This is a genomic window from Gilliamella sp. B2824, from assembly GCF_026536245.1.
Taxonomy (GTDB): Bacteria; Pseudomonadota; Gammaproteobacteria; order Enterobacterales; family Orbaceae; genus Gilliamella.
On the sequence record NZ_JAFNON010000004.1, the window covers coordinates 17,927 to 39,117 of the forward strand.

The following is a 21,191-nucleotide window of genomic DNA, read 5'->3' on the forward strand; positions in this document are numbered from 1 at the left end:
GTAAATCAATTACCGGTACCGACAGCCAAAGTTATGTAATGAAACTAAAGAAACATTAGAAATGAGATCGGATTTAGCTAATAAAATAATAGATCAGGCGCTATCGCAACGAGTAACAATTAAATCCCTACAAATATGAATTGAGGCAGGGATTTTAAATTCAAAATAAATGGATATTTTTTTTAGTTTTAACTATATAATTTTTTATGTAACTAATTAGAATAATGTAAATTATTTTCAATGATTAAAGATAGGTTTAACAAATGGAAGTAAAAATTATGAGGAATTTAATTGTTGTTTTGTTAATGTTTTGGTTAGCGAGTTGTAGCCATACACGCACTTATGAAGAAGCATATAATGAAGGATACTATCTTCAAAGTATTAATATATTAGCACTCAATATTGAACAAAAAGGTATAGCTAAATTCAAGCAAGAAGATGCTGAGCATTTGCGCAATTTGGTTAATCGCGTGATGGTTAAATATGAAGCAGACTTAGCTGATAGCGCGGCTAACGATTACGAAGACAAAATTTCCACTTATAATAAATTAATGGAAATGCATGATCGCTTAAGTAATCAATTTTATAGTCCAGAGTTGAGCTTTTTTTTAGATAAGTATACCAGTTCAAAATTGAAACAAGATATTGCCAAAGTTTATTATGACCAAGCAAACTCAATTGTAGCTAAGGATAGTGAAAGTTATAAAAAGAAAGCCGAGCTATATAAACAAGGTTTAGATATTTATGACTATAAAGATATTAATGCTTCATATAAAAAAGCAAATAATCGTTATTTGCAATTAGTTGCTCAAGAGTACTATAAAATAGGGCAGCAAGCTGCTCGTAAAAAAGATTATCATCAAGCAGCGGCTGCCTTTAACAAAGCCGCTGAAGTTTATAGTCCAATCGGACACTATAAAGATAGTGAAAAACTAGCGAATTATTACATTAAAATCTTCAAAACTCAAATTGCGATTTCCTCTTATGCTGAAGGTGAACAAATCGCTAAAAAAGCAAGTTCGCGAGCTGATTATCGTAATGCGGCATATCAGTACCAAAAAGCTTCTAATACCTATCCCAATGGCTCTTATCGAGATGCAAGTAAAAAGGCTGAAGTTTATGCCGAAAAAGGTCGTATAACAGTCTATTTTAACGTTAATGGTGGTATGCAAAGTCGAATAATGGATGCAATCCGCGATCAAGGAATTGTGACCACTACTGATGATAGCAATGCTAGTCAAGTTAATGTCAGACTCCGATTTGATGAAAACTACTCTGATCAGGGTGGATCGGTTAAAAATGAAACTAAAAAGAATGGCGAAAAGGATTATAACCTAAAAATAGAAACATTGATGAATAAAATAACCGTGACTGCTTACCTAAACGTGACAGGGCTAATAAGCTATGATAAAACGTTTCGAGTTGAAAAAAACTCAATGCAGGTTAACTATTCCTATACGGGAGATAAACCAAGTTACGAATTTGATCATCAAGATGGCAATTATTTACAACAATACCAATTAACGCAAGAGGCAAAAAATGAGCTTGAAACGCAAATTATGAATGAAATATCTCATATTGCGCAAGATATAAAAAGATTATAATTTTATACTTTAATAAGTTGTTAAATACCAAACTGAAAAAATAAAATCCCACAATAGATTAAAAACTGTGGGATTTTTTATTGGTCAAATTTTATTGTGTTTCATTCAATTATTATTCAAGTCCTAATACCATTCGTCCGTTTTTGGTAGCGACATTTACCACATTGTCTAAATCGGTATACCGGCATCCTGTAACGAGTAGTTTAAGCTCTTCCCACATGTTGCCTGTTGAAAATGGTAACATATAATCACTGACATTATCGGTACCAATCGCAACAGGAATACCTGCAGCGGCAAGTTCATCAACAGGAGTAAGAGAATTACGAGTAGGACCTTGTTCTTCACGGCGAGGGCTATCGATCCATGCGAATGGGCAAGCGATGACCATCATTTTCGCTTCTTTCATTTTTTTATAGAGTTTTTGACGATATTCCAAACTATGCGCAGTAATTGAAATACTATGAATTGCTACTACGCGTCCGTGCATGCCATGTTCCAAAGTTTTATCGGTGAGTTGTTCGGTTTCAATCTCGTCTGAGGAGTTAAATTGATCAACATGAACATGGACCATTTTGCCTAATGATTTTCCTGTTTGCATCAATACATCAAGATGTTTTAGCCCCATTCCTTCACCATGATCACGTTCATCACGACGTGGTAATCCACCAATGATATCAACTAAATCTGCACCTTTATCAAACCAGTAACGTGCTTCTTTATCAATAACACCTTTAAGGGTTTGATTGACTAATTTTATGATAATGTCATTTTTATAAGTTTCACGGGCTCTTAGTGCGCCTTTGATTGCTCGCTCTTCTGCAATTGGATCGATATCGACAAATGATCCCATGGCACTGACCCCTTGTTCGATCATTCGCTCAACCGCCATGCTGAAATGGCGGTAATAATCGTCTTCACTCATCGATGCTTTGACTTTATCTAACGTATCCCATTTTTCAATTAAAGTCTGCTTTTGATAAACATCAAAACTGTCAACAGTGATCGTAAAAGCACGATCGGCATGCATATGTGAATTAACCCAACCGCCATTTTGTTTAATTTTATTCATTAAATATGCTTTTAAACTTTGATCTCGACTGGTTAATAACATCTTTTTATTATCGGTCATAATGTGCCTCTACGATTCAATTGAGCTAAATTAGATAAAATAATAGATAAAAAAAATCCCCCTAAGATGGAGGATTAACAATAAATCAACAATGTTGTTTAGGACTGTTGATTTATATTTTGTCATGGTCAACTACTCTTGGTTGCTTAAATAATTTGAAAGAATTCTAACTAAACTATTTTTAATATCAAGTGCCGTCCTTATGAAAATATGTAAATAAATGAAAAGGTTAAAGTATTATTTTTTAGATTTTTATCCCAAATTCAAGCTTTTATATAAAATTTAATTTTGGTATTACAGGATTTTTAATCAATAACTACCTATTTTATATCAATAATCTATTGTCCAAAAATCGAGACCAACAAAAGCATTATGCGATTTATTGTCAATCTCAAAAAGTGTAGTATTGCTTTGTTTAACACTAAAGAGTATATGGATGAATTGGATTTTTAGCGTTCTTTAATATATCAGCGTGTAAAAATTTTAAAAGAATTTATGTGTTTTAATGAAAAAACCACCGATGATGAATTTTATCGGTGGTATGCTAATGTTACATTTTTTCGACAGTTTTGATTCCTAACATATCAAGACCGATTTTAAGGGTTTTAGCGGTTAACGAAGCCAATTTTAAGCGGCTTTGTTTCAAGTTTTCGTTTTCCGCCGTTAAAATAGGGCAATTTTCATAGAAACTAGAAAATAGGGTAGCGATATCGTATAAATAGGCGCAAAGTACATGTGGTGTGCCTTCTGCGGCAACGTTTGATACAGTTTCATCAAATTGTATTAATCGAATCGCTAATGCTCGCTCTTTATCCGTACCTAAATTAATAGTGCCGCTTAAGCTGTCTTCGCTGATATTTGATTTTCTAAATACAGAAAGCACGCGCGTATAAGCATATTGTAAATAAGGGGCCGTATTTCCCTCAAATGACAACATATTATCCCAATCAAACACATAATCGGTGGTACGATTTTTGGAAAGATCAGCATATTTGACCGCACCTATTGCTACAGCGTCAACCACTTGGGCAAGCTCAGTATCGGTTAAGTCTGGATTTTTATTTCGAATTAAAGTAGTCGCTCGTTCTGTCGCTTCATCAAGTAGATCATTTAATTTAACAGTGTCACCAGAACGCGTCTTAAACGGCTTGCCATCTTTACCTAACATCATACCAAACATGTGATGCTCAAGTTTTAAGGATTCTGGTACATATTTCGCTTTATGCACGATATCCCAAACTTGTTCTAAATGTTGATGTTGACGTGAATCGGTATAATATAAAATACGTTCAGCATGAAGTGTTTCATAACGATATTTAACACAGGCAATGTCGGTTGTTGCATAAAGATAGCCACCATCACGTTTTTGGATGATAACGCCCATGGGTTCGCCTTCTTTATTTTTATATTCATCTAAAAATACAACGATTGCACCGTCACTTTCAACCGCTAATTTTTTCTGTTTTAGATCGGCAACAATGCCTGGTAGCATGCTGTTATAGATGCTTTCGCCCATTGTATCTTCAATCGATAATGTGACATTAAGGCGTTTATATGTGGCAATATTTTGCGTCATGGTGATATCAACCAATTTTCGCCACATTTCACGGCAATATTTGTCACCACCTTGAAGTTTTACTACATAATTACGGGCTTTTTCGGCAAAGGCTTCGTCTTCATCGTAATGTTTTTTAGCTGCGCGATAGAACGATTCTAAATCTGAAAGCTCCATGTCGTTGGCATGTTCATTTTCCATTTTTTCAAGATAGGCAATTAACATCCCAAATTGGGTTCCCCAATCTCCAACATGGTTGGCACGGATAACATTATGACCAAGAAAGCTTAATACTCGTACACTGGCATCACCAATAATGGTTGAGCGTAGATGACCGACGTGCATCTCTTTAGCAACATTGGGTGCCGAGTAATCAACCACAATAGTTTGAGGTTTGGCGGGTAAAGTAATATTGAGTTTATCACTACTTAGCGCGACTTCGTTTTGTTCAGCAATCCAACTATTTTTTAAGAAGATATTAATAAAACCCGGCCCAGCGATTTCCACTTTATCGGCAATATCATCAATATCAAGATGTTGTAAAACTTTTTCAGCTAATGCGCGTGGTGGCATTCCCAATTTTTTAGCGGTAGACATGATACCATTTGCTTGATAATCACCAAATTGAACTTTAGCGGATTGCTTGATTAAAGCGTCACAGTTTTTATCAGCACCGGCCATAATCATTGCTTGGGAAACACGTTGTGTTAATAGTTGTTGAATATTCACACTGAACCTAATCAATTAAAATAAAATGCCCAATATAATACTGATAAATTGATAAATTGTCACTGTGGGATTAGTTAAGGACAAGTAAATAGCTAATTTTTTTATAAACAAAAATTTTTTAATTTAAGGGTGATAGATTAACTTAACTATAAAATAGAAAAAAATAAAAAGAAAACATGTGCCAAAATTTATTTAACTAACTGATTGTCAATGCTTTTTGTCTTTTCAACTTTGGCATTTGCCCAAGACCATAACAATCTGCAAGAGCTCAAACTACCGATAACCTCCTCACAATTGATAAAATACTATAAATCAAATAATCATGGTGAAAATGTCCTTTTGGATAAGTATGCAAAACTCACTTGACCTTTAAATGAGCAAGAGATTGATTTCCCGATCCAAAATACGTCCTATGAATTTATTCCCTTTCATGAAGGAATTCGTTATTACGAATTAGGTGGTTTTATGCGGAATAATTGTCTTTAAGTGATTATTTATAATTGGTATGGGATATCTGATACCCCATTACTCAATATTCAACTAGCTAGTTATGATGAACAAGGTAAATTGCTTGATGCGGTGCTTTTGGATAGTCAATATTCTTATGAGGATGTGAGTTGTTTTATTGAATTTTCGGTTAATAAGGATTTAACGATAAACCTAAAACATTATGTGACTGACTATTATGATGATGAACATGAATATGGTGATGAAGCTGGACTAATAAAAGATCCTAAACCGGAATTTTGTAAAGGAGAGCAATATAAGATCAACACTGGTAAGTTTAAGTTAATTTATTCTAAAATGGCAAAGAAGTTTGAATGGCAACAGTGAGTAACAACTATTTACAATTAAGCCTTCACCGACTACACTAATGCTGTTCTCAACGGGGTGCCCTAATGGGCTGAGAGTGTTAGTTGTGTTAACATAACCCGTCGAACCTGAACTGGATCATGCCAGCGGAGGGATTTGAGTTATTATATCTGCTCAAACCTTTTGTCTTTTTCTTGCTATTTGGAGGCAAAATGTTTCGTCAATTGTTGTTATCAACTGTTCTATTTATATCATTGTTTTGGTCGCATTTTTCTGGCGCACAGCAACCGACTTTAACAATATATAGCTATAATTCGTTTATGTCGGAGTGGGGGCCTGGAGAAGCTATCAAACAGGGTTTTGAAGCTCAATGTCATTGTCAGCTAGAAGTAATTACGTTAGGTGATGGTGTTTCAATTTTAAATCGTATTCAGCTTGAAGGTGATAAAACCAATGCTGATGTTGTTTTAGGGTTGGATAATAATCTACTTGAGCAAGCAAAATTAACGAATATTTTTATTCCACATCAGATCGACAAACCCGATAATCTCTATACTGACTGGTGGGATAATGAGTTTATGCCATATGACTTCGGTTATTTTGCCTTTATTTATAATAAACAGAAGATAAAAAATCCACCGCGATCTATGCAACAGTTAGTTGACAATAAAGATCATTGGAAAATCATTTATCAAGATCCTAGAACTAGCACGCCTGGATTAGGTTTGCTGCTGTGGGTTAAAAAAGTTTATGGTGATGATGCTGCGCAAGCATGGCAAAAAATAGCTAAAAATACCGTAACAGTAACAAAAGGTTGGAGCGAATCTTACGGCATGTTTTTGAAAAATGAAGCAGATTTAGTATTAAGTTACAGCACTTCCCCTGTTGCACATATAATTTCTGATAACGATCATCGTTTTGCTGCCGCCATTTTTGATGAGGGGCATTATCGTCAAGTTGAAGTGGCTGCCATTGTAAAATATACACAACAACCAGAGTTAGCTCGCCAATTTTTACATTATTTATTAACACCCGAGATTCAACGTCAATTTGCTGAAAAAAATGTCATGTATCCAATCATAAAAACCGATTTGCCAGCAGCTTATCAACAGATTGATACAGTGAAAAAAGCCCTTGAATTTGATGCAAAGCAAGTTGAATTAAATCAGAAATCGTGGGTGCGTGAATGGCAAGTTGCTGTCAGTAAATAATGTCATCGGAACGAATATTGAAATTTCAATCCTTAATTCCAGGTATCAGTGCTGTTGGTTTGATTTTGCTCATATTAGGCACGGCACTTATTGCGCTTTGGGGATTTGCAATTCGAACCGATAATATAAGCATCTATTTTGATCATTATTTACTGCATATTATTTGGGTAACAGTTTTGCAAGCTGGTTTATCAACTTGTTTAGCCATCATATTGGCAGTATTGATGGCGAAAGCATTAGCTATGGTAGACTTTCCATGTCAGGGATTACTCATCAAAATAATGCCGGTTACCTTTATTTTACCAACTTTAGTTGTGGTTACTGGTTTGCTTTCAGTGTATGGTCAGCATGGTATCGTTTCGTTAATTTTTCAATTTTTGAACCTACCAATTGAATTATCAATTTATGGTTTGAAAGGTATATTATTAGCCCATGTGTTTTTAAATTTTCCTTATGCTTGTTGTTTGTTTTATCAATCCTTAAAAAGTGTTCCTATCGAACAAAAACAGTTAGCTGCTCAGTTAAATTTTTCTGCTTTTACTTTTTTTAAGTTAGTTGAATGGCCATTATTGCGTCGACAAATCTTACCAATGGCAGCACTGATTTTTATGTTATGTTTTTCAAGTTTTGCAATCGTGTTAGCTCTTGGCGGCGGGCCAAAATATACCACTATTGAGGTAGCAATATATCAGTCGATACGTGATTTTGATCTTATACAAGCCGTGTTACTTTCTTTTTTGCAACTAATTTGTTGTATTGGTTTTCTTATCATCATGCAAAGAATAAATCGAATCAAAAAAATGCATATTCGATTTGTTCATCAAACTTATCAAGTTCCGATTCCTTACTATTTATCATTGATCAGTTATGTCATCATTTTGATTGGGAGTTTATTTATTTTATTACCGTTGGTTACAATATTGATTGAAGGTATTTATTTTTTCAAATTTGCGTTATTAACAGCGGCACTTTTAAAAGCACTGCTTACCTCAATTATCATTGCAGTAGGTTCTGCTTTTATTGCAATGTTTCTTGCATTATTGTTACTTTGGACCAATAGCCGATTATTGATTAATCAACAAATTAAATGGAGCAATCGTTTAATGTTAATTGGTTCATTAATTTTGGCCATTCCAAGTATGGTTTTAGCTTCAGGGCTTTTCTTATTATTATTTCAATATGCCAACAATATAATTATTATTTCAATATTAGTGATGTTGTGTAACGCACTGATAGCGTTACCTTTTTTACTAAAAAATCTTTCAATCCCCATGTATGAAGTGAGTTTACGTTATTGGCAACTTTGCCAATCGCTTAATATTCAAGGTTTAACACATTTTTACTTGATTGAATTTAAGGCATTAAAAAAGTTAATGGTAATGAGTTTTGCTTTTGCTGTTATTTTGTCATTTGGTGATTTTGGTGTTATTGCTTTGTTTGGTGGGCAAGCTTTAACTACCTTACCTTACTATTTATATGAGCAAATATCACACTATCATTATCAAGAAGGTACTGTGACGGCTGCAATTTTATTGATGTTATCTTTTAGCTTAATGGTTGTGATGGATTATGATCGAACTTAATCAAGTAAATTATCATTACGATAATTTTAATATGCATTTTGAAATTAATATTGCAGCAAAAGAGCACGTCGTGATTGTTGGACCAAGTGGTGCAGGTAAAAGTACTTTATTGAGTTTAATCGCTGGGTTTATTTTTCCAAATTCAGGCACAATTAAACTTAATCATCAAAATATGACAAAAATTGCGCCGGGCAAACGCCCTGTGTCGATGTTATTTCAACACAATAATTTATTTAGTCACTTAACAGTTCAACAAAACATCGCTTTAGGAATTAAACCATCATTAAAACTTACACAAGCTGAGCAAAATACAATCGCTAATATTCTTGAACAAGTCGGATTGGCTGGATTTTCAGAGCGTTATCCAGAACAATTATCAGGAGGGCAACGTCAACGAGTAGCGCTGGCTCGTTGTTTGATACAACATCGTCCAATTTTATTGTTGGATGAGCCTTTTTCAGCCCTTGATCAAGCTTTACGTCAAGAAATGTTATCGTTAGTTAATCAAATTTGTCATCAGTATGATTTAACGCTAATGATGGTATCGCATTATCTAGATGAATCATTGAACTATTTCTCGCGTTGTTTAGTGGTAGAAGATGGACAGATTATTTTTAATGAACGGCCTGCGCAATTAATGCAACCACAGTATAGTGCTGTTGCAAAATTGTTAGGTATAAAAATTGACTAATATGATAATAATGTTAATTTAGTGATAACTTGATCAATTATATATTAAGTTTTTTTATTTTAGTAACTAGGGTTGTTATTAATTATTAACTTTAATAAATACCTTAAGGTTTTATTAATCTCGAAAAGATAACTTATAAAACTTAATTATTCCTTGTTGAAAAAAAAGTTATGCAAAAATTTAACCAGTCTGCAAAATTTAGTTGGTCAAATCTTATTTTTATCATTCTATTTTTTTGCTATTTTTCTTGTGCTTTACAACTTTATATAGCCTTATCTGGACACTCCAACTTTATTGGTTTGCGCGATGCAATAATTTATAGTTTGATTTGGCTAATTCCTGTTTTATTTTTTCCTAATTATACCCGTAAAATCACCGCTGTTTATGGAATAATTGTTGGTGGCCTGTCTTTGATTTCAATTGGATATTTTGTCATTTACCGACAAGAATTTTCACAGAGTGTATTTTTTGTCATGGCGGAATCAAACTTCAATGAATCACATGAATTTATTCAACAATATTTAAGTTGGAAATTGGTGGTTATCCTTGTTGTTTATATTTTAATTGCAATTTATTTGTGGAAAAAAGTCAAACCTGTTTATGTTAAAAATGGTACCAAGTGGATAGTATCTATGCTAATTGCTATTTACGCGATAATGCCGTTAGTAATTAGCTTAACTGTCAAAAAAAACACCTTTGAAGAGGCGTATAAACATTTATTAACACGTATGGAAACCACAGTACCTTGGCAATTAATCAATAGTTACATAGCTTATCGTTCGCAATTATCTAGCATGGAAGATATCTTAAATCACTTGCAAACCTTACCAAAGTTAGAAAATTTAACCGATGCTAATGGTGATACGCCAAGAACGTTAGTGCTAATTATTGGTGAATCCACCACTCGTAATCGCATGGGGATTTATGGTTATGGACGCGATACGACGCCTCAAATTGAACAATTTAAAAAGGATAATCCAGATTTACTCGTATTTAATGATGTTGTATCTTCAAGACCGTATACCATTGAAATTCTACAACAAGCGTTAACCTTTGCTGATGAGCGGCATCCTGATTTATATTTGAAAACTCCCTCACTAATTTACTTGATGAAACAAGCAGGTTATAAAACGTTTTGGATCACTAATCAACAGACAATGACAGAACGTAATACCATGTTAACTATGTTTTCAAAACAGGCTGATGAGCAGTTTTATATGAATAATGATCGCAATCAAAGTTCAAGGCAGTATGATGAGTCAGTTTTTCCGCCTTTTAAATCTGTGTTAGCCGATCCAGCAGAAAAGAAATTCATTGTTATTCATCTGCTTGGTACACATATGAAATATGAGTTTCGCTATCCAAAAGATGGCGAACATGACCGTTTTCGCGATAAAACTGGCATTGCTCATTCTTTAGATGACGATAAGTTAGATGTTTATAATAGTTATGATAATGCGGTCAGTTATAATGATTATGTCACAACAACCTTGTTTAAAATGTTTAAACAAAGCCACGAAAATGGTTTTATCTTGTATTTTTCTGATCATGGTGAAGATGTTTACCAAACTCCACCTCATGATGTATTAGGTCGTAATGAAAAAGCACCAACGAAAACCATGTACACCGTACCATTTATGCTTTGGCAATCACCGCAGTGGCGGGCAACGCATCCTAATAATTATCAAAATTATGTTGATCGTAAATACAGTACCCAAGATTTGATTCATACTTGGTCTGATTTAGCTGGACTGAGTTATAACTTATATGAACCGCAAAAAAGTATTGTTAATCCTAACTTTCATCAATCAACTCGGTGGATAGGCGATCCTTATGATAAAAATGGATTGATCGATTTTGATAAATTATCACACTAATTTATTGTCCGTTTGCACGAGTACTTAAGGTATGATATTGTATATTTATACAGTTATATCTTAAGTACAATTAAACCCATTATGCGAAAAATTATTCATATTGATATGGATTGTTTTTATGCTGCAGTTGAAATGCGAGATAATCCTCGTTATCGTCATTTACCTATTGCAGTAGGCGGCGATCCACGCAAACGAGGTGTTGTTGCAACAGCTAATTATTTAGCACGTCAATTTGGTGTACATAGTGCAATGTCAACAGCACAAGCGATAAAACTATGTCCTAATCTTAAAGTAATTCCTGGTAGGCATGCAGTTTATAAAGAGGTATCAAATCAGATTCACCAAATATTTGCGCGTTATACTTCTGCAATTGAAACACTTTCGCTTGATGAAGCTTATTTAGATGTAACAGAGTGTAAACTTTGTCATGGTTCAGCAACGCTTATTGCCCAAGATATACGCCAAGCTATTTTTAATGAACTAGAATTAACAGCTTCAGCCGGTGTTGCACCTTTAAAATTTCTCGCAAAAATTGCATCAGATATGAATAAACCTAATGGTCAGTATGTCATTAGACCCGAACAAGTGAACAATTTTATTGCACAGTTACCACTTAATAAAATTCCCGGTGTAGGTAAAGTGACCGAAAAAAAACTGACTGAATTGGGCTTATTTACTTGTAACGATGTTGTTAATTACGATCTTACCAAGCTGCTTAATCAGTTTGGTAAATTTGGTCGAGTGTTATTTGAACGATGCCAAGGTATTGATGAACGCGAGGTCTGTAATGATCGACAACGTAAATCGGTAGGGGTTGAACGCACGTTAATCGATGATATTTATCAATGGGAAGCATGTTTAGACCAACTTGATCCTCTGTATGATGAATTAGAGAAAAGGTTAAGTAAAGTTAGAACAGATCTATCGATTGCAAGACAAGGCGTCAAATTCAAATTCGATGATTTTCAATTAACCACTCAAGAACACGTCTGGCCAAAATTAGATAAACAAGATTTAATTGCTCAAGCTTATAAAGTATGGCAAGAAAGGCGTAATAATCGAGGTGTCAGGTTAATTGGTTTTCATGTTACATTAATTGACCCACAATTGGATAAACAGTTAATTTTTAATTTTTGATGATTCTGAAAATGTTTGTTAGTCAATCAATCATTGTGTTAGCTGACGGTTAACAATATAACGTGTCTATGAGGATTTTACCTGTAGTAATAAAATCCTCATTGTGTCTAATCAAGCAATAAACGGCACTATTTTAAATCAGCGCCGTTGGTGGCTATGACGTGTTTATACCATTGAAATGAATCTTTTTTATAGCGTTTCATTGTGCCGTTACCTTCATTATCACGATCAACATAAATGACACCATAACGTTTTTTCATTTCACCCGTAGTGAAAGAAACCACATCAATAATTCCCCATGCGGTATAGCCCATCACGTCAACGCCATCATAGTCAATAGCTTTTAACATTGCTTTAATATGTGCGCCCAGATATTCAACGCGAGGTTTATCATGAATTTGATTATCATGTTCTAATTCATCAATTGCACCAAAACCATTTTCCACAATAAATAAAGGTAACTGATAGCGATCATATAAACGGTTAAGTGTATAGCGCAAACCTTCAGGATCTATTGGCCAGCCCCAGTCACTGCTTTTTATATAAGGGTTTTCAACTGCATTAGGTAGTGCACCATTGACGATATTATTACGGTTATCATTTTTAACATCAGCTTTTACGACAGTTGACATGTAGTAGCTAAAGCCGATGTAATCAACAGTACCTTGTTTTAAAAAAGCTAAATCTTCTTCAGTAATATCAAGTTTGTAGCCTTCGCGTTCAAACTCTTTTAATGCGTATGCTGGATAATAGCCACGAACATGTACATCAGGGAAAAAGAAGCGCTGATGCATTGCGATTTCTGAGGACATCATATCTTCAGGATTACAAGAAAACGGATAAATAGGTACATGAGATACCATGCAACCAATTTGAAAATCTGGGTTAATTTTTTTGCCAGCAATCACAGCTTTAGCACTCGCTAACAGCTCATAGTGCGCAACTTGATAAAGCACTTCTTGAGGATTTTCGCCCGGTTTAACTTGAACACCTGAATTAGTCCAGAAAAAGATTGGATTACTGGTATCCATTTGGTTATTAATCTCGTTAAACGTCATCCAGTATTTGACTTTGTGTTTATAACGTTCAAAACAGGTAATAGCAAAACGCTCAAAAAACTCTACGGTTTTACGATTACGGAATCCACCATAGTGACGGGCAATATGCAGTGGCATCTCGAAATGCGATAGGGTGATAACGGGTTCAATGCCATGGGCAATTAATTCATCGAATACCGCATCGTAGAATTTTAGTCCTTCTTCATTAGGCTCAAGTTCATCCCCTTTAGGATAAATTCTCGTCCATGCAATGGAAGTACGCAGACATTTTAGACCTAACTCTGCAAATAGCTTAATATCTTCTTTATAGTGATGATAAAAATCAATAGCAGTATGATTCGGATAAAATTTATCCGCTTCTATACCTTCAGTTATTTGTCTTGGAACACCATGGGCACCCGCTGTCATTACATCGACAACACTTGGGCCTTTGCCTCCTTCATTCCAACCGCCTTCAAATTGATGGGCAGCTAACGCTCCACCCCATAAAAATGTTTTTTGCTTCATAACTTTTTCCCTATTATTGCTTAATTTTAAATATGATATTTTTAGGTGTAACTTCTGTATTTTCCGTTAAAATAATTTGTTGATATTGATCGGTATTGACAATAATAATTGGTGTAATTAGTGGATATCCTGCTTGCTTGATCGCTTTTGGATCGAAACTAATTAACAAATCACCTTTTTTCACTTTTTGATTGAGTTCTACATGATAACTAAATTCATTATTTGTCAAATTAACGGTATCAATTCCAACATGGATCAGTAATTCAACGCCATTATTTAATGTTAAACCAATAGCATGTTTAGAACTTGCAAACACAGCGGTAACCTGTGCATCATCAGGCGCATATACATGATTATCAGTTGGCTCAATGGCAATACCTTCCCCCATAAGTTTTTGAGCAAAAGCAGGATCAGGGACTTCACTCAGTGGTAATGCTTTACCTGACATTGGACTTGTTATTTCTAGATCGCCCAATACTAATTTGGGGGTATCATTTTCAATCTCATTTGACTGTGCTTGTTTCGCTTCACCCGTTCCTAAAATTTGGATTATCAACACAGGACCGAATAATGCAATTGCTGATCCAATTAAAACACCAATAAATGATCCAGGATGTTCAGGATTAATTGCATTGACAATAGTTAATGGTCCAGGTAATGCGGCATAAGTATAGTAATAGGGTGAAAACAAACCTGCAACAATCCCGCCAAGTGCTCCACATAAGCAACCATAAATAAAAGGTTTTTTAAAGCGTAAATTAACGCCATAAATGGCTGGTTCGGTAATACCAAATAGTCCTGTCACGAAAGCGGATAATGATACCCCTTTCATTTCTTGCGTGCGAGTTTTCAAATAAAAACCTAATGCAGCACCAACTTGACCAATAACGGCGATAGTTTGAAAAGCTTGGAATGAGTCTTGACCATACTGGTTAATATTTTCAATGATAACAGGCGTAATACCCCAATGTACGCCAAATATGACAAAGACTTGCCATACAGCGCCAATTATTCCACCTGCAACAGATGGTGCAAGGTTAACTATCCAGTTATAGCCATGAGCAATATAGTGAGCGGCACCTGCTGTTACTGGTCCAATAGCTAGTAAGGTTAGTGGCACCATAATCACTAAACAGATAAGAGGCATTAACAGTGGTTTAATAATGCTGTGTAAACGTGGTTCTAAAAATCGTTCAAGGTAAGATAGCAACCATACTAAAAATAGGGGTGGTAATACGGTTGAAGTGTAAGTGGTTTCAGATAAAGCGATACCAAATAGATCAATTTCTTGCCCCGATTTTATTAAAGCCGCAAGTTCTGCCCATGTTGGCGATAATAAAGCTGCACAACAAGCGACCGCAATATAAATATTACAACGAAAGTGTTGTGAGGCAGTAATTGCAATAAAAATAGGTAAAAAAGCAAAAGGTGCCCATGAAATAAAATTGAATATTTGACAGGTACCGGTTGTTGCAAACTGAGGAAAAGCTAATTTAATTAAAATTAAGATCCCTTGTAGAATCCCTGATGCAGCTAGAACATAAACAAATGGGGCAAAAACAGCTGACATGGTTGCAATAATGCGATTTAACATTCCGCTTTGGGCATTTTTTTCAATTTTGTTATCCGTGTTAATGAGTTTTATAAATGCGTTGTAAACTTTTTCAACATTGGTACCAATAACAATCTGAATTTGTCCACCTTTTTCAACTACCGTGATGACTCCTGGCATTTTAGCAATGGTTTCTTTAGCGTGTTCAGGTGTTTTTTGGGTAACAATTCGTAGACGCGTAGTACAGCGAGCTACGGTAACAATATTATTTTCACCTCCTAGCTCATTTAGAATATCAATAGCGAGTTGATTATAGTCTCTGATTTTTGACGACATCGATTTTACTCCTCAAAAAGGTTAGTAAGCTTATCTTATCGATAAAATTGAAATTGTTAATGACCAATTATATTGTTTGTGATCTAGATCTAACTTTTCATTCGCTTAGTTTAAAAATCTTATTAACCTGTATAAAATATATAACATTTACTTATAAGAAGAATAAAGAGTTCGCCATGCTGAAATATCAAGATGTTGCTGAAAAAATTAAGCAAACTATCTATCAACAAAAAATGCCTAAAGATACCCAGTTACCTAATATTGAAGGATTAATAAATCAATATCAGGTTAGCCGGACTACGATTATAAAAGCCCTTAATCGTTTAGAGCGTCATGGTGTTATTTACCAGATTCAAGGTAGCGGTATTTTTGTTCGTCAACCTAAAAAGAGTGGTTATCTTAACTTTCTAGAAAGCCATGGCTTTAGTGTTGATTTAAATGATCTACCCGGATCGTCCGAAGTGTTTAATGTTGATATCATTAAGCCCAACCAGAAAGTTAAAGAAAATCTGCAATGCAGTGATGACGAAGACGTATACTTTATTAAACGTTTACGTTATGTCGATGGTGAAGTCTATGGCTTTGAACAATCTTATTATCGCAAAAAATTAGTCTCTTATTTGAATAAACAAATAGCAGAGCATTCTATATTTAGTTATGTACAAGAGACGTGTAATATCAATATCGGATTTTCGGATAAATATTTTAACGCGATAAAATTAGAGCAAGATGTTGCAACCTATTTAGGGTTAAAAGCGGGTGATCCCGCGCTATGTGTTGAGGAGATCTTTTATACTTCGGCCGGTGAGCCTTTCGATTTTTCCCAGATCATTTATCATTATGATAATGCCAAATTTTATGTGCAAAGTCATTCGAAGTAATAGTTAAAAACCTTTCATCCTCATTTAGTCGATTGACTTAATTATTACTATTGTTTTATCACTGTTTAAGATAAAAAAAGCGCTTTAAAAGCGCTTGATTGAATCTATTTTTAAACAACATCAGCCAGTAATTACCTTATGCCATATTCCGCGCGATAAGCCTCGACCTGTTTAACTTGGTCTTGGCGGGCAGGATCTTTATATAAATATTGAATCAAGTCATCTAGTGTGATGATTGAAATGACATCACATTGATAAGTTTGTTTAATCTCCTGAATAGCTGAAAGGTCACCGCGGCCTTTTTCTTGACGATCCAAGCAGATAAGCACACCCGCTAATTTAGATTTGTTGTCTTCAAGTATTCGCATTGATTCACGAATGGCTGTACCGGCTGTAATTACATCGTCAACTAACATAACTCGCTGTTGATAAATAGAACTTCCTACTAAATTACCGCCTTCACCATGATCTTTCGCCTCTTTGCGATTAAAACAGTAAGGCACATCAACATTATGGTGTTCTGAAAGTGCAACAACCGTTGATGAGACGATAGGAATACCTTTATAGGCTGGACCAAAAATGACATCATATTGTAAATTAGCATCGGTTAATGCTGCTGCATAAAAACGACCTAATAAAGCGAGATCTTTGCCAGTGTTAAACAGTCCTGCATTAAAAAAATAGGGGCTTTTACGACCCGATTTTAAGGTGAATTCACCAAATTTTAATGCTTGCCTTTCTAAAGCAAATTCTATAAATTCACTTTTATATGATTTCATCGATTATCTCCAATTAATCTTTTAAGGCCTGCTTTTGTGCTTCAATAATAGCGGCAATGCCGTTTTTAGCTAGATCTAATAATTTCAATAATTCATCGTGGCTGAACGGTTCGCCTTCGGCCGTGCCTTGTACTTCAATTATTCGACCATCGTCGGTCATGACCACGTTCATATCGGTTTCTGCGTTAGAATCCTCAATGTATTCCAAATCACATAATGCTTCGCCTTCAACAATACCAACAGATACCGCAGCGACTAAAGATTTGATTGGGTTTTGTTTAATTTGTCCTTTAACCAACATTTGGTTGATGGCATCATTAAGCGCGACACAAGCACCAGTTATAGACGCCGTTCTGGTGCCACCGTCAGCTTGAATGACATCGCAATCTAAAGTAATGGTATATTCACCGAGTAATTTAAGATCAATCATTGCTCGTAATGAACGCGCTATAAGGCGTTGAATTTCCATTGTACGGCCTGTTTGTTTACCTTTAGCTGCTTCGCGTTGATTTCGTGAATTGGTCGCGCGCGGTAACATACCATATTCGGCGGTAACCCAACCTTGATTTTGACCTTTTAAAAAGCGTGGAACACCTTCATCAACAGTGGCATTACAAAGTACCTTGGTTTCACCAAATTCAACCAATACAGAACCTTCTGCATGCTTAGTATAATGACGGGTTATTTTGATTGGGCGGACTTGTTCCGCAGATCGACCAGACGGGCGCATGCAATTCTCCAGCAGTTTAATTTAAAAAATTATCGTATTGAGCTAATCATTTAGGAGGACATCAACTGGATTACGTTGATGTTTAGCCTAAGCTAAGAGCATATTATACAGAATTTGTGATACAATGCCCAGCAAGTTTTTCAATTTTAGGGTGCAATTATGATTTCAAGTATGACGGCTTATGCAAGAAAAGAACTAAATCAACAATGGGGTAATGCTTCGTGGGAATTACGTTCAGTCAACCAACGATATTTAGAAACGTATATCCGTTTGCCAGAACAGTTTCGATCGTTAGAGCCTATTATTCGTGAACGCTTACGTAATCGTTTAACTCGAGGAAAAATTGAATGCAATTTGCGCTTTGAATTAGACCCTGCTTCACAAGGTCAAGAATTATTACTTAACAAAGAATTAGCTAAACAAATTTTAACTGCTGCTGATTGGATTAAAACGCAGCACCAAGCTGCTGAAGTCAATCCTATCGATGTGTTGCGTTGGCCTGGTGTGTTATCAGCAAAAGAGCAAAACCTTGACACGATTTCACAAGAGATTTTGGCCCTATTGGATATTACTATTGATGAATTTATCACCGTTCGTGAACGAGAAGGTCAAGCTCTTCGTGATTTAATTATTCAACGATTAGAAGGTATTACAGAACAAGTTAATAAAATTAAAAAGTGTATGCCTCAAATATTGGAATGGCAAAAAGAGAAACTGAAAAGTAAACTTGAAGAAGCGAATATAGAACTTGATAACTCTCGTCTTGAGCAGGAAATACTTATGCTTGCCCAACGTATTGATGTGGCAGAAGAGCTTGATCGTTTAACAACGCATGTGAAAGAAACCTATTCGATTTTAAAGAAAAACGAAGCAGTGGGTCGTAGATTGGACTTTATGATGCAAGAATTTAACCGTGAATCGAATACAATTGCCTCTAAATCAATCAATGCTGAGGTGACAGCAAGTGCTATTGAACTAAAAGTTCTCATTGAACAAATTAGAGAACAAGTACAAAACATTGAGTAAAAAACTAACTCACTTTAAGCCACAATGAATCGTTCATACGGTGTTATTGCCGCCATATTGGCATCAATCTTATGGGGTACAACAGGTACGGCAGCAACGTTAGCCCCATCACTCTCTCCTTTATTTATTGGTTCCTTTGCCATGGGGGTAGGGGGATTATTACAATCTATTTTTGCTCTATCTAATATATTTAAAGAACGTAGGTTAATAGCAAATCACTTAGGTTTTTTACTGGTTGGAAGTATTGCTGTTTCCCTTTATCCGCTAGCATTTTACTCTTCTATGCGACTATCTGGTGTGACTGTTGGTACAGTAGTATCTATTGGAACGGCACCGATTCTTTCAGCAATAATTGAGTATCGTAGCAAGGATTTTCATATTACTAAACAATGGGTTATTGGCGCGGCTTTTGGCATTTTAGGCATTATGCTTCTTTGTTTTTCTGAAAATAGTGCGACATCAACGCAATATAGTCATTTGGCTATTGGTATTTTGCTTGGTTTAATTGCTGGATTCACTTATGCATTATACTCTTGGTCGGCTCGTCAAATGATGTTAAAAGGTATATCTAGCAAATCAGCGATGGGAACGACATTTGGATGCGGAGGTTTATTGTTAATTCCAGTTATGATTTTAGCAGGATCTCAGTTGTTTGATTCATTAATCAATATAACCATAAGCCTTTATATGGCATTGATTCCCATGTTTATCGGGTATTTGTGTTATGGTTATGGGCTGTCAACAATATCATCTAGCACAGCAACGACTATTACACTATTGGAGCCGGTTATTGCAGCTATTTTGGCCATGTTAATTGTCGGTGAGTATCTATCTTTTTTAGGTTGGTTGGGGGTGATATTTATTTTTATTTGCCTTGTTTTAGTTACGCTATCGACCTTAAGTAAAGCATCAGTTTAGACTCAAGATAATTAAATACATTGTTAGTAAATAGTAGTTGTCCTCCACCGATATATTTATAAAATTCATATTATCATTAAATTTTTCATAGCAAAGAGTTACCCTGAAATCAATGACCTATTTTTATTAAATAATTTTGATATTAGTCAAAATTATTAATGCTATCATTTGTTATTAGACAATACTTTTGACAATATTACCAAGTACAACAATAGAAAATAATATAAATTATTTAACCTATAAAGATGATAAGGAAAAAACATGAAAAAAATATTCACCACATGCTTACTGTTTTTGTTTTTAGCGGGTATAGCCAATGCAGAAACCTCTTTAGAAGATATAGAAAAACTGCCTCGAGAAGAAATTATTAAACTTGCTAATGAAAAAAATGATGCTAAAGCACAATACTCTTTAGCACAAGATTATCAAGACGGTATAAATGTTGAGAAAGATCAAGCTAAAGCGAGAGAATTATACGAAAAATCAGCGGCACAAGGTTATGCACCGGCACAGTCTAATTTAGGTGTTTTTTATGAAAATGGTATTGCTGGTGAACAAAGTTATGAAAAAGCTAAACAGTTATATGAAAAATCAGCAGCGCAAAATGATCAGCATGGTCAATACAATTTAGCAACCTTGTATCAAAATGGTCGTGGTGTATCGCAAAATTTTGCAAAAGCCCAAGAGCTTTTTGAAAAATCTGCAGAACAAGGTTTTGTTAATGCACAATATCAATATGGTCAAATGTATTTGTTAGGCGAAGGTGTCAAAAAAGATTACAATAAAGCAAGAGTTTGGATGGAAAAAGCTGCACAGCAAGGAAAACCAGAAGCACAATTTAACTTAGGTGTGATGTATCAAAACGGTATGGGTGGTTTACCAAAAGATGACGACAAAGCATCAGAATGGTTTGAAAAAGCTTGTGAAAATGGTGTTAATCATCCAATTTGTAAATAATAAACAAAATTTAACTTACTACACGGAGGCAGTCGCCTCCTAAATAATTACGACAACCCCAGTATTGTTTTCATATTTTGCCACTATCGTCCATTTTAAGCATAAACGTAATTTAATA

General features: G+C 34.9%; 17 protein-coding genes and 1 riboswitch. Of the genes, 11 read left to right on the top strand and 6 right to left on the bottom strand.

Translation table 11 applies throughout. The features are described 5' to 3' along the window. The first annotated feature begins 278 nt into the window (after positions 1-278). The gene (locus J3U56_RS04905; protein ID WP_267348249.1) at positions 279-1,604 is read left to right on the top strand and encodes a hypothetical protein; all 1,326 of its coding nucleotides are present in this window, start codon (positions 279-281) and stop codon (positions 1,602-1,604) included. Positions 1,605-1,716: 112 nt separating this feature from the next. Here J3U56_RS04905 and J3U56_RS04910 read toward each other — a convergent pair whose 3' ends face one another. Together J3U56_RS04910 and argS are read right to left on the bottom strand one after the other, a co-directional pair. Next, complete coding sequence (locus tag J3U56_RS04910; RefSeq protein ID WP_267332525.1) at positions 1,717-2,733, bottom strand: amidohydrolase family protein; 1,017 nt, start codon at positions 2,731-2,733, stop codon at positions 1,717-1,719. A gap of 550 nt (positions 2,734-3,283) precedes the next feature. Beyond that, positions 3,284-5,017 (bottom strand): arginine--tRNA ligase, encoded by a 1,734-nt coding sequence (gene argS, locus J3U56_RS04915; protein ID WP_267344826.1) that lies wholly within the window; start codon positions 5,015-5,017, stop codon positions 3,284-3,286. A gap of 486 nt (positions 5,018-5,503) precedes the next feature. Between argS and J3U56_RS04920 the strand changes: the two genes are divergently transcribed. From J3U56_RS04920 to dinB, 6 genes are all read left to right on the top strand, one after another. Further along, positions 5,504-5,851 carry a hypothetical protein gene (locus tag J3U56_RS04920; protein ID WP_267366888.1) on the top strand — a complete coding sequence of 116 codons (348 nt, stop codon included), beginning with the start codon at positions 5,504-5,506 and terminating at the stop codon, positions 5,849-5,851. A 43-nt stretch (positions 5,852-5,894) separates the two neighbouring features. Continuing rightward, a riboswitch (TPP riboswitch) is annotated at positions 5,895-6,003 on the top strand. Positions 6,004-6,042: 39 nt separating this feature from the next. Continuing rightward, a complete protein-coding gene (gene thiB / locus J3U56_RS04925) occupies positions 6,043-7,041 on the top strand; it encodes a thiamine ABC transporter substrate binding subunit (RefSeq protein WP_267332528.1) in 999 nt (332 codons plus the stop codon). A gap of 17 nt (positions 7,042-7,058) precedes the next feature. Then, positions 7,059-8,624 carry a thiamine/thiamine pyrophosphate ABC transporter permease gene (thiP, locus tag J3U56_RS04930; protein ID WP_267366891.1) on the top strand — a complete coding sequence of 522 codons (1,566 nt, stop codon included), beginning with the start codon at positions 7,059-7,061 and terminating at the stop codon, positions 8,622-8,624. Next, complete coding sequence (thiQ, locus tag J3U56_RS04935) at positions 8,611-9,315, top strand: thiamine ABC transporter ATP-binding protein ThiQ (protein WP_267332530.1); 705 nt, start codon at positions 8,611-8,613, stop codon at positions 9,313-9,315. Before thiP ends, thiQ begins: the two co-directional genes overlap by 14 nt. 170 nt (positions 9,316-9,485) lie before the next feature. After that, positions 9,486-11,192: a phosphoethanolamine transferase CptA gene (cptA, locus tag J3U56_RS04940; protein ID WP_267366895.1), complete on the top strand. Its 1,707-nt coding sequence runs from the start codon at positions 9,486-9,488 to the stop codon at positions 11,190-11,192. Positions 11,193-11,273: 81 nt separating this feature from the next. Further along, on the top strand, positions 11,274-12,329 hold the full coding sequence (gene dinB / locus J3U56_RS04945; RefSeq protein WP_267332532.1) for a DNA polymerase IV: 1,056 nt from the start codon (positions 11,274-11,276) through the stop codon (positions 12,327-12,329). Between the two features lie 128 nt (positions 12,330-12,457). On the opposite strand, the gene J3U56_RS04950 is transcribed toward dinB, so the two are convergent. Both J3U56_RS04950 and J3U56_RS04955 read right to left on the bottom strand, forming a co-directional pair. Then, the gene (locus J3U56_RS04950) at positions 12,458-13,894 is read right to left on the bottom strand and encodes a 6-phospho-beta-glucosidase (RefSeq protein WP_267366898.1); all 1,437 of its coding nucleotides are present in this window, start codon (positions 13,892-13,894) and stop codon (positions 12,458-12,460) included. A gap of 13 nt (positions 13,895-13,907) precedes the next feature. Next, complete coding sequence (locus tag J3U56_RS04955; protein ID WP_267332534.1) at positions 13,908-15,782, bottom strand: glucose PTS transporter subunit IIA; 1,875 nt, start codon at positions 15,780-15,782, stop codon at positions 13,908-13,910. 176 nt (positions 15,783-15,958) lie between these two features. Between J3U56_RS04955 and J3U56_RS04960 the strand changes: the two genes are divergently transcribed. After that, on the top strand, positions 15,959-16,663 hold the full coding sequence (locus tag J3U56_RS04960; protein WP_267332535.1) for a GntR family transcriptional regulator: 705 nt from the start codon (positions 15,959-15,961) through the stop codon (positions 16,661-16,663). A gap of 131 nt (positions 16,664-16,794) precedes the next feature. On the opposite strand, the gene pyrE is transcribed toward J3U56_RS04960, so the two are convergent. Together pyrE and rph are read right to left on the bottom strand one after the other, a co-directional pair. Then, positions 16,795-17,442 (bottom strand): orotate phosphoribosyltransferase, encoded by a 648-nt coding sequence (gene pyrE, locus J3U56_RS04965; RefSeq protein WP_267332536.1) that lies wholly within the window; start codon positions 17,440-17,442, stop codon positions 16,795-16,797. 13 nt (positions 17,443-17,455) lie between these two features. Continuing rightward, on the bottom strand, positions 17,456-18,172 hold the full coding sequence (rph, locus tag J3U56_RS04970; protein WP_267332537.1) for a ribonuclease PH: 717 nt from the start codon (positions 18,170-18,172) through the stop codon (positions 17,456-17,458). 159 nt (positions 18,173-18,331) lie between these two features. Between rph and J3U56_RS04975 the strand changes: the two genes are divergently transcribed. The 3 genes from J3U56_RS04975 (at position 18,332) to J3U56_RS04985 (ending at position 21,073) form a co-directional block, all read left to right on the top strand. Continuing rightward, positions 18,332-19,198 (top strand): YicC/YloC family endoribonuclease, encoded by an 867-nt coding sequence (locus tag J3U56_RS04975; RefSeq protein ID WP_267366901.1) that lies wholly within the window; start codon positions 18,332-18,334, stop codon positions 19,196-19,198. A gap of 24 nt (positions 19,199-19,222) precedes the next feature. Beyond that, a complete protein-coding gene (locus J3U56_RS04980) occupies positions 19,223-20,116 on the top strand; it encodes a DMT family transporter (RefSeq protein WP_267366903.1) in 894 nt (297 codons plus the stop codon). Positions 20,117-20,377: 261 nt separating this feature from the next. After that, positions 20,378-21,073: a tetratricopeptide repeat protein gene (locus J3U56_RS04985; RefSeq protein WP_267366905.1), complete on the top strand. Its 696-nt coding sequence runs from the start codon at positions 20,378-20,380 to the stop codon at positions 21,071-21,073. The last annotated feature ends 118 nt before the right edge of the window (positions 21,074-21,191 follow it).